This window comes from Gelidibacter sp. (assembly GCF_053579655.1).
In genome coordinates, this window is sequence record NZ_JBMDWE010000008.1 from 37,343 (window position 1) to 53,654 (window position 16,312).

Consider the following 16,312-nt stretch of genomic DNA (forward strand, 5'->3'; position numbering starts at 1 on the left):
TTTAAACTTTTGAACTCTAAAAACTACAATTAGTAATCTCAGTAATTCTTAAGGTGTTTACCATTCCCTTCTCTTGAATAGGCATTGCTGCTAAGCTCACGAGCATGTCTCCAGTTTCCAAATAACCTTTTTTACATGCAATCGCATTCACATCTTCAATAGTTTCATCTGTACTGACAAACTTATCATAGAAAAATGCTTTAACACCCCAAAGCAAGTTCAGTTGTGTTAGAATGCGTTTATTGGACGTAAACACTAAAATATGTGAACTTGGTCGCCATGCTGAAATTTGAAATGCCGTATACCCACTATTCGTCAAGGTTGAGATCGCTTTGGCATTAATTTCATTGGCCATATTAGCCGCATGATAACAGATAGACTTCGTAATATAACGTTTGGTACGAATATGAGGAGGCGATTGCGGCACTTTAATCAATGGCGAATCTTCAACACTTTTAATGATATTACTCATTTGTCTGATAACCTGAACAGGATATTGTCCAACCGAAGTTTCTCCAGAAAGCATCACGGCATCAGCACCATCCATAACGGAATTGGCAACGTCGTTAACTTCTGCTCGTGTTGGCGTTAAACTCGTAATCATCGTTTCCATCATTTGCGTAGCAATGATTACAGGAATACGGGCACGTTTAGCGCGTAATACCAATTCCTTTTGGATCAATGGCACTTCCTCTGCAGGAATTTCCACACCCAAATCGCCACGTGCCACCATTAAACCATCACAATGAGCCACTATTTTATCAATGTTTTCAACGGCTTCTGGTTTTTCTATTTTCGCAATGATCGGAATTTTGTGATCACTATGCTTTTTAATCAACTCTTCCAATTGCATTAAATCTTCAGCATGACGCACAAAAGATAAAGCCATCCAATCCACTTTCAACTTAATTGCAAAAATGGCATCTTCAATGTCCTTTTCTGTCAAGGCTGGCTGAGAAATATTGGTGTTTGGTAAATTGACGCCTTTCTTCGATTTTAATGGACCACCTTGGATGACACGGGCTTTAACCTCGGATTTTTTATCCGTCGAAACCACTTCAAAGATCAATTTTCCATCGTCAAGTAAAATGCGTTCGCCTGGTTTTGCGTCTTGAGGAAATCGGTCATAAGTCATATAGACACGCTCTTTTGTGCCTTCAAACTTTTTACCGGTAGCAAAGATGATTTCATCGCCTTCATTGACAATAACATCGCCCTTCATAACACCCACACGTAATTTCGGACCTTGTAAGTCGGCCAAAATGGCGACATTGTATCCAAATTCATCATTGAGTTCACGAATCATATTGACGCGTTCTTCCACATCGGCATAATCAGCGTGTGAAAAGTTGATTCTAAAAACGTCCACGCCCTCATCGAGCATTGCTTTTAATACCGCTTTAGTACTTGTAGCCGGTCCTAGTGTGGCTACTATTTTTGTTTTTTTTCGTTTTTGCATTAATCAAAAAATTAAATTTTCCTTAGACTTTAATTGGTCTACGTCTATTGTGTAAGTAGTTATAATTTGAGGAATCGCCTGAATTTTTTCAAGCATCTCCTTTTCATCAAAGTAACGGTCATCATTTGAAATTTTAATCAAATAATCGACATTTTTCAGTTCTGGTAACAAGTGGTATGTTTTCAGGACCTTTTCATTAGTCGAAAATAATGAACCTGAGCTTTGCAAGCTATCTTCTTCCTTTTTACAAACGTTAGACACCATATGCCACGTTGCAAAATGTTCTTCATCATTCCATTCATAAATAGAATAAGTCGCTGCAAAATACCTGTAGTCCAAATCCTGAGGTTGGCGCTTTAAGTTTAGTTTTAAATGTTTATTGAGAAGATATGCTAATCTGTAATCTTCCAACCTACAATGAATGGCTAAAAGCGAATAGGAAGCGTCATAAAAATCGTCTACAAGTAGTTTGTGTAACGCCATAGTGATACTAACGTGAAGTGTAAAGATAGCACTTTATCCCAAGTATAATATGAAGTTTAGAATATTCTTAACAGGCAGACCACTCGAAATCGTTGTAGTTAGTAACTTTTATCAGAAGCAATAAATCTATTCCTTAAAAGCTCTATTTATCCTGTTTTGAAAAGCGAAAAAAGCACGTTTAGCAGCCTTTTCTTCCGCTTTCTTTTTGGAGGTCGCTCTTGCTTTTGAAATTACTTTGCCATCAATGGATAGCTTAACTGAAAAATGTTTAATATTATCGTTGCCCGTGTCTTCATAAACATTAAAATCAAAAGTACTTTTTTCCTTTTGACACCATTCAATCAACAAGCTTTTGTAACTGATGACTTTCCCTTCAAGGGTTTCAATATCGATATGTTTGTTGATGACGTTCTTGTTGATGAATTTCTCGCATTGCTTATAGCCTTTATCCAAATAAACCGCACCAACCAAGGCCTCAAAAAGGTTCCCGTGAATATTGCTTCCAAAATTGCTTGTAGGGATTTTTGATTCGACAAAATCAATGAGCTTCAATTCTTTCCCCAATTCATTAAGATGCTCCCGGCTTACGACTTTTGAACGCATTTTTGTCAAATAGCCTTCATCGCCCTCGGGCACTTCGCTATAAAGGTAAGCCGCAATAACAGCACCAAGCATAGCATCTCCAATAAACTCAAGTCTTTCATAATTAAGTGCCACCCCATTTTTGTCCTTAATATTCATAGAACGATGGGTGAACGCCTTGACATAAAGATCCTTATCCTTAGGTTTATAGCCTAGGATTTTTTGAAGTTGCAAAAAAAAATTCCCGTCAGTATTAGAACGGGAATTTAATATGTTACGAATGTAATTCATTCGGGATTTAGTCTAATTTTTTGAATAATACACAGGCGTTATGACCGCCAAATCCGAATGTATTACTCATAGCCACATTAACAGTTCTCTTTTGAGCCTTATTAAGTGTTAAGTTTAACTGTGGATCAATATTTTCATCTACAACCTCATGGTTTATTGTTGGGGGTACGATACCGTGTTCCATCGCCAAAATTGAGGCAATAGCTTCAATAGCACCTGCAGCACCCAATAAATGACCAGTCATTGATTTTGTTGAATTGATATTGATGTTTTTGGCATGTTTACCAAAAACTTCCGTAATTGCTTTAAGTTCGGCAACATCACCTAAAGGTGTGGAAGTCCCATGTGTGTTGATATGATCAACATCTTCAGGTTTCATTCCAGCATTTTCCAAACAATTTTTCATTACGGCAATAACTCCTATTCCTTCTGGATGTGGCGCCGTCATATGATAAGCATCAGAAGACAATCCGCCTCCCACCAGTTCAGCATATATTTTTGCGCCTCTTGCTTTTGCGTGCTCATATTCTTCAAGGATAATCGCCCCCGCACCTTCTCCCAAGACAAAACCATCTCTGGTCGCGTCAAAAGGTCTCGAAGCTGTTTCTGGACTATCATTTCTTGTTGATAAAGCATGCATCGCATTAAATCCTCCCATTCCTGCTATGGTAACCGCTGCTTCACTTCCACCAGTCACAATAACATCACAATACCCCAAACGAATATAGTTTAGAGCATCAATCATTGCGTTGGCAGCCGATGCACAAGCCGAAACCGTAGTATAGTTAGGTCCCATAAACCCATGTTTGATGGAGATGTTACCTGGAGCTATATCTGCAATCATCTTTGGAATAAAGAAAGGGTTGAAACGCGGGGTTCCATCGCCAGCGGCAAAATTAAGAACCTCATCCTGAAAAGTCTCTAACCCTCCAATACCTGCGCCCCAAATGACACCAACGCGAAGTTTGTCAACCACATTAAGATCCAATTTAGCATCTGCTATAGCTTCATCAGAAGCTACCATGGCATATTGCGTAAAGCGATCCATTCGGTTCACCATCTTCCTATCAATGAATTTGGTCGGCTCAAAGTTTTTTAGTTCGCATGCAAATTTGGTCTTGAACTTTTCAGTATCAAAATAAGTTATAGGCGCAGCGCCGCTTTTACCACTGATCAAAGCTTCCCAAAATTCATCTTTGGTATTCCCGATCGGTGTAAGAGCACCTAACCCAGTAACTACAACTCGCTTTAATTCCATAAAGTTTACTGCTTATTTTGCTGCTTCTATATAAGAGATAGCTTGACCAACTGTAGCAATGTTTTCGGCTTGGTCATCTGGAATTTGGATATCAAATTCTTTTTCGAATTCCATGATCAATTCTACAGTATCCAAAGAATCTGCTCCCAAATCATTTGTGAAGCTTGCTTCAGTGACAACTTCGTTCTCGTCTACACCTAATTTGTCTACTATAATCGCTTTTACTCTTGATGCAATGTCTGACATAATCTTTTAATTTTAAGTTTTATTAATTGGCAAAAATAAAAAACTTTATTTTAAAACCCATTCTTATTTCTAGAATATGCTAGAATGTGTTTGTAATTTAGTGAAAATACGATGAAGTATTTCTATTTTACCTCTTAATTGTTATTTATTATTCTTTTTTTTGTTTCAGAATTTGAAGCTAATATCTGTAAATGAAACGAGATTACGGAACTTTGCTGAACATTTTTTTAATTTACTAACCAATGACATCTGCATATCAACAAACTGTGCGGATAATAATTTATAAACAGAAAGTTGCAGATGAAACGTATCGTCATTTTTGCGTCCGGAAGTGGTACTAATGCTGAAAATTTAATCAAGTATTTTCATAACAATGATATTGGCTCTGTCATTCAGGTCTTGACGAACAATCCTCATGCCAAAGTTTTAGATCGCTGCAAAAACCTTAAAGTGAGCGCGCTCTCCTTCAACAGAATAGCATTTTCACAAAGCAATGATGTGCTCAACATTTTAAAGGCATCAAAACCCGATTTGATAGTTTTGGCTGGCTTTCTATGGAAGTTCCCTGAGTTCATACTTCATGAGTTTCCAAATAAAGTTATTAATATCCATCCTGCTTTACTTCCTAAATATGGAGGGAAAGGCATGTATGGGGATTTTGTGCACGAATCTGTAGTAGCCAATAATGAAACTGAAACCGGAATCAGCATTCATTATGTCAATGAGCATTATGATGAAGGTGCGATTATTTTTCAGGCGAAATGTGAGGTCACCACTTCAGATAGTGCAGAAACAGTGGCTTCAAAAATCCATGAGTTGGAGATGGCACATTTTCCGAAAGTTGTGGAGGAACTATTGAAATCACAATAATTTAGCTCCAAAAAACTACGGATACAGATTTTTGCAGTTGCACCTGACTCGTGTCAAATGGTGTAATTCTCGATCACAAATAATTAGTAATTTAATTAGATTCCCGCCTTCACGGGAATGACATATGAGTAAAAAGAAAAAATACTACGCCGTCTGGAAAGGCCATAAAACAGGCATCTTTGAAAAATGGAACGACTGCAAAGCCCAAATCAAAGATTATCCTGGCGCGCAATACAAATCCTTTGAAACTCTTGATGCAGCTCAAAAAGCCTTGGCCGGAAATTATTTTGACTATATCGGGAAATCCAAAAGCTTTACAAGTGGGCTATCCAAAGCTCAACTCGAAAAAATAGGCCTCCCTAACTATAATTCCATTTCGGTGGATGCTGCATCAAGTGGGAATCCGGGTATTATGGAATATAGAGGTGTGGACACTAAAACAAAAAAACAATTATTTATTCAAGGCCCTTTTCCGGAAGGCACCAATAATATTGGCGAGTTTTTAGCGCTTGTTCATGGCTTGGCATTTCTCAAAAAACACGAAAGCTCACGTATCATGTACACCGACTCAAAAATTGCGATGAGTTGGGTCAGAAAGAAAACTTGTAATACGAAGTTACCGAGAAATGAAAAAAATAAAGAATTATTCGATTTAGTTGACAGAGCAGTGACTTGGCTTAAAACGAACACCTACAATACGACTATCGTGAAATGGGAAACCAAGGCTTGGGGAGAAATTCCTGCGGATTTTGGGAGGAAGTGATTATATGAAATAACTAGAAATTGCTTGATGGTTTGATATAAATGTTACCAAATACTTAGGAACTTTCTTCTCAAAGAAGATATACCAGGAAGTCCTTTTATTACTTTTATAAAACATGTAAAAACTTCCTAAATGTGCTAAGTTGAGTGAGGTAAGTTTTCTTGAGAATGTAGATATGTTATCTTCGATAAAATCAATAAGGCTGTTTTTGTACTCTAACGCGCTTTCTAAAAAACCAAAATACTCGTTTTTATAGAGGATATAAACCAAATAATTAATATAGTTAACGACCTCAGACTTATAATAAACGGTTACTTTTTCCAATCCAGCGATTTTAAATAAACATCTGTTTCCTCTTTAAGTTCGTTGACGGTAATAGCTTGAGCGATGGCTTTGTCAAAATCTCTCCTTTTCAATTTCTGAATTGATAAATTTGCTCTAAGGTATCTTTATCTTGAAGATCTCAAATCCATTTGATCAATTCTTCTTTTTTGTCGTTGGTTGTCATATCGAAACGTAATTTGATTAAAGAAATGATTTTCTAAATATTCAAATATTGTTTATGGAATCAAATTTCAATGAATTCAACATTTTGAGAAATCTCCCGCTGATTTTTGGGAGAAAGTGATTTACTCATACAGTAGTTTTTGGTGAATAATTCTTTGAACATAGATTGTGTTTCCTTCGATTAAATAGTGAATACCAAATGGAAATGTATTCGTGAAAACAATCTTGATATTGCGATAACGTTTTTGAAAATGCTTAGGATTAATGGTTATTCGCTCAATGGTTGCGATAATTCGTGATTAAATTTAGAATTCAAACTCTTTGAAATCGACAAATAATAAATATTAGCTTCTCTTAAATCTAATCGTGCTTCATCACTTAATTTAATATAAAAAGACATTAAATCATATCCTTTTTAACGTCATCCCAAGAGGTATAATTAGTTTTCCCCTTGTGATGATTGTCAATCATTCTGTCCATCATATCTTTGTATTCTTCAGAAGGTTCAAAAGCATGAGCATCTTCCCTCAATACAAACTCCATGTAATTCTTAAGATTCCTCCCTTGATTTTTTGCTTTTTCTTCAAGAATAGCAAGCGTTTCCTCATCTAAAACAACTTCCTTTCGTTTTTTTTGTGATGACATAAAATATAATTTAATTAAATATACGTATTATATACGTAGGTCAATATATCAATTAAAAATTATTTTTAAACAACAATATTCTATAAATAAGAAATGAGTTTAGGTAAGTTTTCTTTAGAATCTCCATGGAAATGTTTAGTTTGTTAAGATTTTTTTATCAAAATACATTCGTGAATTCGTGGCTAAAAAGCCTTATATTTGCAGCAAATTTTGAAACCTGATTATGAGCAAATTAGTAATTGTAGGTACCGTTGCCTTTGACGCTATCGAAACACCTTTTGGAAAAACAGACAAAATATTGGGTGGCGCTGCGACTTTTATCGGATTGGCAGCTTCCCAATTTAATGTAGATGCCGCAGTTGTTTCAGTGGTTGGTGGCGATTTTCCTCAAGAGTATTTAGACTTTTTATCAGATAGAAAAATTGACATTTCCGGTGTTGAAGTTGTAAAAGAAGGCAAAACTTTTTTTTGGAGCGGCAAGTACCACAATGACATGAACACACGTGATACTTTGGCAACAGAACTTAACGTACTTGCTGATTTCAGTCCTGTAGTTCCAGAAGCTTACAAAGACGCAGAAGTGGTTATGCTAGGCAACTTGCACCCTTTGGTACAAATGAGCGTTTTGGAGCAGATGAACAAAAAACCAAAAATGGCAATTCTGGACACCATGAATTTTTGGATGGATTGTGCTTTAGAGGAATTAAAAGCAGTGATCAAAAAAGTGGATGTCATTACCATTAATGATGAAGAAGCACGCCAATTAACTGGAGAATATTCTCTTGTGGTAGCCGCGCAAAAAATTCATGAAATGGGCCCCGAATATGTAGTGATCAAAAAAGGAGAGCACGGCGCTTTATTATTCCATGGTGAAAACGTATTTTTCGCCCCTGCCTTACCATTGAGAGAAGTGTTTGACCCAACAGGCGCAGGCGATACTTTTGCCGGCGGTTTTGCTGGATATTTAGCGAAGACGGAAGATTATTCTTTTGAGAACATGAAAAATGCAGTCATCTATGGTTCGACACTGGCGTCCTTTTGTGTTGAAAAATTTGGGACAGAGCGCATGATAAACCTTGATGATAAAGAAGTATATCAGCGTTTGAATCAGTTTAAGCAATTGACGCAGTTTGAAATCGTGTTGCAGAGCAATCAATAAAAATCGAATAATAAAAAAACGATTAAATATGATCTTTAAAAAACAAATATTAAAAGCATATAAAATTGTTCTTGCAAAAAACATCTAATTATCATGATTTTAAATTCTTTGGACATGACATTTAAACAACAACTTTTCGAAGGTTATAAAATTCAATTGACATAAACTTAAACTAGCGCGCTCCAAATGGGCGCGTTTTTTAATTTCCTTAAGTCGTAATTAAAGTGAATATATTCCGACTTTAAATAGTAACAATAGCAAATCTAAAATTAGAAAAACCCAATGAGCGATGCATTAAAACATGAGTGTGGAATTGCACTTATAAGACTTTTAAAGCCTTTAGATTTTTACAAACAAAAATATGGCAGTGCATTTTATGGCGTCAATAAAATGTATCTGATGATGGAAAAACAGCATAACCGTGGACAGGACGGCGCTGGTTTTGCAAGCATCAAATTAGATACCGCCCCCGGCGAACGTTATATCAGTCGTGTACGCTCCATTGCACAGCAACCTATTCAGGATATTTTTGCGCAAATGAACGAACGCATCAATAGAGAATTTGCTGAAAACCCAGAATATGTAGACGATGTCGACCTACAAAAAAAGAACATCCCTTATTTGGGCGAAGTGCTTTTAGGCCACGTGCGTTACGGGACTCATGGTAAAAATAGTATTGAGAACGTTCATCCTTTTTTGAGACAGAATAACTGGATGCATAGAAACCTTATTGTTGCGGGTAACTTCAACATGACCAATGTTAATGAGCTTTTTGAAGGCTTGGTTAAAATTGGGCAGCATCCAAAAGAAAAGGCAGACACCGTTACGATAATGGAAAAAATCGGTCATTTTCTAGATGATGCGGTTGCCAAAAAATACAAACAACTTAAATACGAAGGGTATAATAAAAATGAATGTTCACCCTTGATTGCCGACCGTTTGAATGTTGCTAAAATATTGAAACGCTCTGCTAAGGATTGGGATGGAGGTTATGCAATAGCAGGACTTTTAGGCCATGGCGATTCATTTGTATTACGCGATCCTGCCGGAATCAGACCAGCCTACTATTATCAAGATGATGAAATTGTTGTGGTCGCTTCTGAACGTCCTGTTATCCAAACCGTGTTTAACGTTGATTTTGATGATGTGAAAGAGTTGACTCCTGGACATGCCATCATCACAAAAAAATCCGGAGAAACATCGATCAAAAAAATCCTGGAGCCTTTAGAACGTAAAGCTTGCTCTTTTGAACGCATCTATTTCTCACGAGGAAGTGATGCCGAAATTTATCAAGAGCGAAAAAAATTAGGTAGACTACTCATGCCGAAAGTATTGGAAGCCATTGATTTTGATACGAAAAATACGGTGTTTTCCTATATTCCAAATACCGCTGAAACGTCGTTCTTCGGGATGATTGAAACGGTTGAAGACCATCTCAATAAAAAGAAAACCCAAGCCATTCTTGCTGGTAATGGTGGACTTTCTGCAGAAAAAGTGACGCAGATATTATCAGAGCGACCTCGTATTGAAAAGATTGCTATTAAAGACGTCAAACTCCGCACTTTTATCACTGAAGACAGCAGCAGGGACGATTTAGTAGCTCACGTCTACGACGTCACTTATGGTGTGATCAAGCCAACAGATAACCTTGTTATTATTGATGATAGTATTGTACGTGGCACCACTTTAAAAAAGAGTATCATTAAAATGATGGACAGGCTCAACCCAAAGAAAATAGTGGTGGTCTCCTCTGCACCTCAAATTCGTTATCCAGACTGTTATGGTATTGACATGGCAAGATTGGAAGATTTAATTGCGTTCCGAGCGATGTTAGAACTATTAAAGGAAAACGATAAATACCATCTTATAGAAGAGGTCTATAAAAAATGTAAAGCGCAAATTGAATTAGACGACAAGGATATCAGAAATTTTGTAAAAGATTTATACAATGAATTCACTGCAGAACAAATTTCAGATAAAATTGCAGAACTTATCTGTGATGCTTCCATAAAAACAAAAGTGATAACAATTTTCCAAAACATCGAGAACTTGCATTTAGCATGTCCGAAAAACTTAGGAGATTGGTATTTTACTGGAAACTATCCAACACCTGGTGGAAATCGTATAGTAAATAGAGCGTTTATCAACTTTTATGAAGGGAATAATAGACGTGCTTATTAATTTTAAAAAGAGTGAAATAATGGTGTTATCGAACACAAAGAGCGCTTAATCGGATAATTTAACAGTTTGCCTAATTTTTACATCAAGTTGTTATAATTCAACATACTTTAGTGATACCATAACATAAGTAGGTTAAGTTCATGGTAGATTTGGGGCAAAAAAAGGTGGACACTCGTCCGCCTTTTTTTATGCCCCTTTTATTTTAATGTCCAAATTAATAAATCCTCAATTTCACCCAATCAAATCATAACAATTACATTAATATATCCTTCAAAATCGAAATTTCTTATCAAAATCTCATTCAGCCTAATTTATATGTAGTTTATCTAATAAATTTAACTATTTCAATATAGTCCTCCTATATTTGCTCCACCATAACATAAGTAGGTTAAGTTCATGGTAGATTTGGGGCAAAAAAGGTGAACTCTCGTTCACCTTTTTTCATTTGAATTCCTTTGAAAATAGGAATCTCATACATCAAATACAAAAATTTATTTCAATCAAATTCTTCATTAAAAAAAAGCAAACCCATTTGAGTTTGCTCTTCTATAAATTAGTCAAGTTGAAATTTACTTCGCTTCCGCATAGCGTCTTTCAACTTCATTCCAATTGATTATACTAAAAAATGCATTGATATAATCTGGTCTTCTGTTTTGATAATGTAAATAGTAGGCATGCTCCCAAACGTCCAATCCTAAAATTGGAGTTCCACCACAACCTACACCAGGCATCAATGGATTATCTTGGTTTGGCGTCGAGCAGATTTGAACCTTCCCTCCTTTGTGCACGCACAACCAAGCCCATCCTGAACCAAATTGTGTAGCCGCCGCTTTGCTAAATTCATCTTTAAATGCATCAAAAGATTTAAATTCAGCTTCAATGGCATCCTTCAAATCGCCAGCCAATTCTCCTTTACTCTCTGGGTTTATGACTTCCCAAAATAAGGAATGGTTATAAAAACCGCCACCATTATTTCTAACAGCCTTATTGTCCATATCTAAATTGATCAAGATATTTTCAATGGTTTTGCCTGCCAAATCAGTTCCTTCAATGGCAGCATTTAAATTATTGGTATATCCTTGATGGTGTTTTGTATAATGGATCTCCATTGTTCTTGCATCAATATGAGGCTCTAAAGCGTCATACGCATATTTTAATTTCGGTAATTCGAAAGCCATAGTGTATAAGTTTTTTATGTGTTAATATTTATTCTACCCAAATTTACACATAAAACCGTGCATTAAAAAATATTAACCACTTCGTTGCTTAAGACTTAAGAAAATTTTAACGTTGCCATCTGTCAGGCGTATGATCACATTTCCCATCGAAAACTTGAAATTTCATCTTATAAATCGGCATTAGTTTTTATCTTGTATAAAAAACCAAATAATGGACGTTCAACCTCCTTTTTTAATTTATAATGCTTCCGCAGGTAGTGGAAAAACCTTTACTCTAGTCAAGGCCTATTTAACAATCTTGTTTACTTCCAATCAGCCGCACGCTTTTAAAAACATACTGGCGCTAACCTTTACAAATAAAGCGGTTGCCGAAATGAAAGAACGTGTAGTTGATATGTTGATCGCCTTTTCAGATCCTGTTATTTTGGATAAACCGACACCAATGTTTGGGATGCTTTCAAATGAACTTGATATTGATACCCTAAATCTGCATCAAAAATCGAAGGGCATTTTAAATACCATTGCTCATAATTATGCAGCTTTTGATATTTCCACGATTGACAAATTTAATCATCGTTTGATAAGAACTTTTGCTCATGATTTGAAATTGCCTCTCAATTTTGAAGTGGAATTGGATACCAGAACAATTCTTGCAAAAGCCGTAGATCAATTGATTGACAAAGCAGGCACCGAAAAAGAGCTTACAAAAATATTGGTCGATTTTGCCATTGAAAAAGCAGATGAGGACAAAAGTTGGGATGTCGCTTTTGATTTTAATCAGATTGCACAATTGCTGGTCAATGAAAATGACATTCCATATATTGACTCCTTAAAAGATAAATCACTAGATGATTTCAGCAATCTTAAAAAACAGCTAAAGCACGATTTAAATGCGCTCGAAGTTTACATTGCTGAAAAGTCTCAAGCCGCCTTGAACCTCATTGATGAAAGCGGATTGGAACATTCTGACTTTTCCCGGAATTCGTTGCCAAACCATTTTATCAAATTAAGGGATAAAACTTTTGATATGAAATTCGACAATAAATGGCAATTGGAAATTGGAGAATCAAAAATGTATCCAACGCGAGTTTCATCTACAACTGCCGCAACTATTGACAGCATACAACCCACGTTAGCCTCGGTATTTGAAGAAACAAAACAAAAGATTCTACATATTAAATTCCTTAAAAATGTGCTTAAAAACATAACGCCTTTATCTGTTTTAAACGCCATTTACAAAAGTCTTCAGGACATCAAAATTGATGAAGATTTAGTCCTCATTTCAGAATTCAACAACCTCATCAGCACTGAAATAAAATCGCAGCCGGCCCCATTTATTTATGAACGTATCGGCGAAAAGTTCAAACATTATTTTATTGACGAATTTCAGGATACTTCAACAAAGCAGTGGGAAAACTTGATTCCATTAATCGACAATGCTATTTCTGGTCAAAATTTAAAGGGCGAAACGGGATCTGCCATGTTAGTGGGCGATGCTAAACAGGCTATTTATAGATGGCGCGGTGGCAAAGCTGAACAGTTTATCGATTTATACACCGAGCAGCAACAACCCTTTTATACCCAACAAAAGGTTGCAAACTTGCCTGCCAATTATAGAAGCTTAGAAACCATCGTAAGCTTTAACAATGATTTTTTTAAGCATTTATCCACTTTTGTTTTTTCTCATCGCTCACATCAGGACATCTACGAAGCGAGCCATCAACACCAATTTTTAGATGGTGAAGGTTTTATTGAACTCTCATTTTTAGAATTTGAATCGGAAGATAAAGACGAAGCCTATGGTCAAAAAGTGCTGGAAGCGATCCAAAAAGCAAAAGACAACAAATTTGAGTTACGGGATATTTGCATTATTACCAGAAAAACCAAAGAAGGCATCGCACTTGCGGAGTATCTGAGCATTGAAGGCGTTCCCATTATTTCTTCAGAATCGTTGTTGCTTAAAAACTCACCTGAAGTACAGTTTTTAACAAGTGTCATTGCGCTAGCTTCACAGCCTTATAACGATATGTTGAAAATTGAGGCCTTGAGCTATCTGGCCGACCATCAACTTCACCTGGAAGATAAACACTTGTTTTTCGCCAGCCTAGTACATTTGGAGGCTTTCGACATGTTTAAAAAACTAAGTGAATACCAACTGTTTTTCGATTTTAATCAATTTTTACAGCTTCCATTTTATGAGGCGGTAGAAAGTGTGGTCAGACAATTTCAATTAAATAAAACATCTAATGCTTATATTCAGTTTTTTCTGGATGAAGTTTTAGATTACTCCCAAAAATATAATGCAGGATTTTCCAGTTTTACATCGCATTGGGACATCAAAAAGGAGAAACTTTCCATAACCTCTCCACAAGGCAACAATGCTGTACAAATCATGACCATTCATAAATGTAAGGGATTGGAATTCCCGGTGGTCATTTTTCCTTATGCCAATCAGGAAATTTATTTTGACATGAATCCTAAAATGTGGTTTCCAGTAAATCCGGAAGCCTTCAATGGCTTTTCAAATGTCTTCATAAATGTCAATAAAGATTTAGAAGATCTTGGAGAGTTAGGTCAAACACTCTATGCAGATTACCGATCTCAATTGGAATTGGACAGTATCAACCTCTTATATGTTGTGCTTACCAGAGCAGTCGAGCAACTCTATATTGTATCAGAATATGACGTAGATAAAGGACAAAATGAAAAATTAGGCTTATATTCAGGCCTGTTCATGAATTATCTTAAATCGGCTGGTTTATGGGATGACGCTTTAAAAACATATACAATGGGAAATCCAACACGTATTCTGTCAGCAAAAAAAGTGGAACAATCCACGATTCAAAAGCAATTTATTTCGATAGCTAAAGAAAACCACGATTTACGAATCGTGACCAATGCTGGGTATTTATGGAATACCGAACAGGAAGCTGCCATTGAAAAAGGAAACTTGGTGCATTTAATCATGTCAAAGATTAGGACCGAGAATGATATTAATTTTGTTTTTGAAGAATTTGAGAACAAAGGCGACCTCAATGCTCAACAAAGTTCCGAACTCCAACCCATAATTAGGGGCATTGTAAATCACGAGCAATTGAAAGATTATTTCCTGCCAGAACTTACCGTTTATATCGAAAAAGACATCATCGTTTCCGGCGGGCTTATTTTACGACCAGACCGCATCGTTATAAATGATAGGCGCGAAGCGGTAATTATGGATTATAAAACAGGGGCTGAACGTCCAACACATCAAAACCAGATTAGGGAATACCAAACCATTCTTGAAGAAATGGGTTTTAATGTGGTAAGGAAAATACTTGTCTACATAAATGAGGACATTCAAATAAAAGAATTTTAACTTTGTATAAAATTAATTGATTATGTACGGTAAAATACAACAACACTTACAAAAAGAACTTGAAAACATTAAAGAAGCAGGTCTTTATAAAGAAGAGCGCATTATCACTTCTCCACAAGGGGCAGAGATCACGCTTAATACTGGCGAGACTGTTCTTAATTTTTGTGCCAATAACTATTTAGGGCTGTCCTCGCATCCCGAAGTAGTGCAAGCGGCCAAAGATGCACTGGACACTCATGGTTTTGGTATGTCATCAGTACGTTTTATTTGTGGGACTCAAGACATCCACAAAACCTTGGAGCAAAAAATAGCTGAATTTTATGGCACTGAGGATACTATTTTATATGCAGCAGCTTTTGATGCTAATGGCGGTGTTTTTGAACCGCTATTGGATGCAGAAGATGCCATCATCTCAGATTCCTTAAACCACGCGTCTATTATAGATGGTGTTCGTTTAAGTAAAGCTGCGCGCTATCGCTATCAGAATAGCGACATGGAAGATCTCGAAAAACAACTTATTGCTGCTGATGCTAATGGTGCACGCTTTAAAATCATCGTTACTGACGGTGTTTTTTCCATGGACGGATTGGTGGCGCCTTTGGATAAAATTTGTGACTTAGCTGATAAATATGATGCTTTAGTCATGATCGACGAATGTCATGCGACAGGTTTTATTGGCGAAACAGGACGTGGTACTTTAGAAGAAAAAGGTGTTATGGGACGTGTTGACATCATAACCGGAACCTTAGGAAAGGCTATGGGTGGTGCAATGGGCGGCTATACCACAGGAAAAAAGGAAATTATAGAAATGCTTCGTCAACGTTCAAGACCTTATTTATTCTCCAACTCTCTTGCTCCAGCAATTGTTGGCGCTTCGATAAAGGTATTTGAGATGCTATCAAGTGAGAACCCCTTCAAGAAACAGCTAGACCAGAATACCAAATATTTCAAGGAAGGCATGCAAAAAGCTGGATTTGATATTATAAATGGCGATTCGGCCATCGTGCCAGTAATGCTTTACGATGCCAAGTTATCTCAAACCATGGCCACAATGCTTCTTGAGGAAGGCATCTATGTCATCGGATTCTTTTTCCCTGTTGTTCCTAAAGATAAAGCAAGAATTAGAGTCCAATTATCAGCGGCCCACACAAAAGAGCATTTAGACAAGGCAATTGCTGCTTTCATTAAGGTCGGAAAAACATTAGAAATCATCTAAAATTATTCAAAACGTTCCCCTTTTAACGTTATGAGTCAACATTTTGACCAATTATCTTTGTTAATAAATTTTAACAACTTACTTTTGTAAGTAATTAACACTTAAAATTAAATTAA

At 36.4% G+C, this 16,312-nt stretch carries 13 protein-coding genes; 6 read left to right on the top strand and 7 right to left on the bottom strand.

Features of this window, described 5'->3' with window-relative positions:
• Positions 1 to 16: 16 nt before the first annotated feature.
• The 5 genes from pyk to ACOH2D_RS06015 all read right to left on the bottom strand — a co-directional run bounded on the left by pyk (position 17) and on the right by ACOH2D_RS06015 (position 4,319).
• Complete coding sequence (gene pyk / locus ACOH2D_RS05995) at positions 17 to 1,459, bottom strand: pyruvate kinase (protein WP_348038175.1); 1,443 nt, start codon at positions 1,457 to 1,459, stop codon at positions 17 to 19.
• A 3-nt stretch (positions 1,460 to 1,462) separates the two neighbouring features.
• On the bottom strand, positions 1,463 to 1,942 hold the full coding sequence (locus ACOH2D_RS06000; RefSeq protein ID WP_348038177.1) for an IPExxxVDY family protein: 480 nt from the start codon (positions 1,940 to 1,942) through the stop codon (positions 1,463 to 1,465).
• Positions 1,943 to 2,068: 126 nt separating this feature from the next.
• Complete coding sequence (gene rnc, locus ACOH2D_RS06005; protein WP_348038179.1) at positions 2,069 to 2,815, bottom strand: ribonuclease III; 747 nt, start codon at positions 2,813 to 2,815, stop codon at positions 2,069 to 2,071.
• Positions 2,816 to 2,822: 7 nt separating this feature from the next.
• Positions 2,823 to 4,073: a beta-ketoacyl-ACP synthase II gene (gene fabF / locus ACOH2D_RS06010; protein WP_348038181.1), complete on the bottom strand. Its 1,251-nt coding sequence runs from the start codon at positions 4,071 to 4,073 to the stop codon at positions 2,823 to 2,825.
• A 12-nt stretch (positions 4,074 to 4,085) separates the two neighbouring features.
• The gene (locus ACOH2D_RS06015) at positions 4,086 to 4,319 is read right to left on the bottom strand and encodes an acyl carrier protein (protein WP_007647141.1); all 234 of its coding nucleotides are present in this window, start codon (positions 4,317 to 4,319) and stop codon (positions 4,086 to 4,088) included.
• 300 nt (positions 4,320 to 4,619) lie between these two features.
• On the opposite strand from ACOH2D_RS06015, the gene purN reads away from it, so the two are divergent.
• Together purN and ACOH2D_RS06025 are read left to right on the top strand one after the other, a co-directional pair.
• Positions 4,620 to 5,189, top strand: a complete 570-nt coding sequence (gene purN / locus ACOH2D_RS06020) for a phosphoribosylglycinamide formyltransferase (RefSeq protein ID WP_348038185.1) — start codon at positions 4,620 to 4,622, stop codon at positions 5,187 to 5,189.
• A gap of 124 nt (positions 5,190 to 5,313) precedes the next feature.
• On the top strand, positions 5,314 to 5,952 hold the full coding sequence (locus ACOH2D_RS06025; RefSeq protein WP_348038187.1) for a ribonuclease H1 domain-containing protein: 639 nt from the start codon (positions 5,314 to 5,316) through the stop codon (positions 5,950 to 5,952).
• Between the two features lie 906 nt (positions 5,953 to 6,858).
• On the opposite strand, the gene ACOH2D_RS06030 is transcribed toward ACOH2D_RS06025, so the two are convergent.
• Positions 6,859 to 7,104, bottom strand: a complete 246-nt coding sequence (locus tag ACOH2D_RS06030) for a hypothetical protein (RefSeq protein ID WP_348038189.1) — start codon at positions 7,102 to 7,104, stop codon at positions 6,859 to 6,861.
• A gap of 223 nt (positions 7,105 to 7,327) precedes the next feature.
• Between ACOH2D_RS06030 and ACOH2D_RS06035 the strand changes: the two genes are divergently transcribed.
• On the top strand, positions 7,328 to 8,263 hold the full coding sequence (locus ACOH2D_RS06035; protein ID WP_348038191.1) for a PfkB family carbohydrate kinase: 936 nt from the start codon (positions 7,328 to 7,330) through the stop codon (positions 8,261 to 8,263).
• 282 nt (positions 8,264 to 8,545) lie between these two features.
• Positions 8,546 to 10,444, top strand: coding sequence for an amidophosphoribosyltransferase (locus tag ACOH2D_RS06040; RefSeq protein ID WP_348038193.1), 1,899 nt, complete (start codon positions 8,546 to 8,548; stop codon positions 10,442 to 10,444).
• 569 nt (positions 10,445 to 11,013) lie between these two features.
• Here the strand turns inward: ACOH2D_RS06040 and ACOH2D_RS06045 are convergent.
• Positions 11,014 to 11,622 carry a superoxide dismutase gene (locus ACOH2D_RS06045; RefSeq protein ID WP_348038195.1) on the bottom strand — a complete coding sequence of 203 codons (609 nt, stop codon included), beginning with the start codon at positions 11,620 to 11,622 and terminating at the stop codon, positions 11,014 to 11,016.
• 211 nt (positions 11,623 to 11,833) lie between these two features.
• Between ACOH2D_RS06045 and ACOH2D_RS06050 the strand changes: the two genes are divergently transcribed.
• Positions 11,834 to 14,980 carry a UvrD-helicase domain-containing protein gene (locus ACOH2D_RS06050; protein WP_449534685.1) on the top strand — a complete coding sequence of 1,049 codons (3,147 nt, stop codon included), beginning with the start codon at positions 11,834 to 11,836 and terminating at the stop codon, positions 14,978 to 14,980.
• A gap of 22 nt (positions 14,981 to 15,002) precedes the next feature.
• Positions 15,003 to 16,196 (top strand): glycine C-acetyltransferase, encoded by a 1,194-nt coding sequence (gene kbl / locus ACOH2D_RS06055; RefSeq protein ID WP_348038199.1) that lies wholly within the window; start codon positions 15,003 to 15,005, stop codon positions 16,194 to 16,196.
• Positions 16,197 to 16,312: the final 116 nt, after the last annotated feature.

What these genes read in the sequence shown, in the direction of transcription:
- kbl (WP_348038199.1), top strand. Translation starts at nt 15,003, where the DNA reads ATGTACGGTAAAATACAACAACACTTACAAAAAGAACTTGAAAACATT.
- ACOH2D_RS06000 (WP_348038177.1), bottom strand. Translation starts at nt 1,942, where the DNA reads ATGGCGTTACACAAACTACTTGTAGACGATTTTTATGACGCTTCCTAT.
- ACOH2D_RS06025 (WP_348038187.1), top strand. Translation starts at nt 5,314, where the DNA reads ATGAGTAAAAAGAAAAAATACTACGCCGTCTGGAAAGGCCATAAAACA.
- ACOH2D_RS06035 (WP_348038191.1), top strand. Translation starts at nt 7,328, where the DNA reads ATGAGCAAATTAGTAATTGTAGGTACCGTTGCCTTTGACGCTATCGAA.
- ACOH2D_RS06040 (WP_348038193.1), top strand. Translation starts at nt 8,546, where the DNA reads ATGAGCGATGCATTAAAACATGAGTGTGGAATTGCACTTATAAGACTT.
- ACOH2D_RS06015 (WP_007647141.1), bottom strand. Translation starts at nt 4,319, where the DNA reads ATGTCAGACATTGCATCAAGAGTAAAAGCGATTATAGTAGACAAATTA.
- rnc (WP_348038179.1), bottom strand. Translation starts at nt 2,815, where the DNA reads ATGAATTACATTCGTAACATATTAAATTCCCGTTCTAATACTGACGGG.
- ACOH2D_RS06030 (WP_348038189.1), bottom strand. Translation starts at nt 7,104, where the DNA reads ATGTCATCACAAAAAAAACGAAAGGAAGTTGTTTTAGATGAGGAAACG.
- pyk (WP_348038175.1), bottom strand. Translation starts at nt 1,459, where the DNA reads ATGCAAAAACGAAAAAAAACAAAAATAGTAGCCACACTAGGACCGGCT.
- ACOH2D_RS06045 (WP_348038195.1), bottom strand. Translation starts at nt 11,622, where the DNA reads ATGGCTTTCGAATTACCGAAATTAAAATATGCGTATGACGCTTTAGAG.
- ACOH2D_RS06050 (WP_449534685.1), top strand. Translation starts at nt 11,834, where the DNA reads ATGGACGTTCAACCTCCTTTTTTAATTTATAATGCTTCCGCAGGTAGT.
- purN (WP_348038185.1), top strand. Translation starts at nt 4,620, where the DNA reads ATGAAACGTATCGTCATTTTTGCGTCCGGAAGTGGTACTAATGCTGAA.
- fabF (WP_348038181.1), bottom strand. Translation starts at nt 4,073, where the DNA reads ATGGAATTAAAGCGAGTTGTAGTTACTGGGTTAGGTGCTCTTACACCG.